The organism is Desulfobulbus alkaliphilus (assembly GCF_016918545.1).
GTDB classification, from domain to species: Bacteria; Desulfobacterota; Desulfobulbia; order Desulfobulbales; family Desulfobulbaceae; genus Desulfobulbus; species Desulfobulbus alkaliphilus.
In genome coordinates this window covers 1-422 of sequence record NZ_JAFFQC010000325.1, presented here as the reverse complement: position 1 = coordinate 422, position 422 = coordinate 1, and the positions used below count along the sequence as shown (strand labels likewise).

The window sequence follows — 422 nt, the reverse complement described above, 5'->3', positions numbered from 1 at the left end:
CCGCATGGCTGTTCCACATGTGCAACGTCTCGTGCCAGACGAAGGTGGACAGCTGTTCGGTCACATCGGGCGGGGGCGCGGACCAGTCCGAGCCATGAAAGCGCAGGGAGATGACGCCATTGTCGGTCACATCGCCCCGATATGTCGTCGGGCCTGGGCTGTCGGTGGTGACGATCAGGGTCGGCGTATAGGTCAGGTCGCGGCCGAGACGAGCGCCATAGAATCCTTGGGCCGCCAGAAAGCCGTCGATCATCGCGGTGCGCAGCGATGCGGGAACAGTTTCCCCGACGACGACGACGCCGCCGTCATCCTGCGTCACGGCCGACGTCGGCCCGACATAGACGTAGCTCTTGATCGCGTCGGATTGAGGCGTGGCGGTTTCACTTGGGGCCGCCTTGACGGTCAGTTCGGCGTCCATGTCC

Annotated in this window: 1 protein-coding gene; it reads right to left on the bottom strand. The window is 64.5% G+C overall.

Annotated elements, in window-relative coordinates; all coding sequences use genetic code 11:
- Nucleotides 1-422 (bottom strand): hypothetical protein (locus tag JWG43_RS21015; RefSeq protein ID WP_205244428.1); only part of this gene is annotated, 422 nt, incomplete at both ends.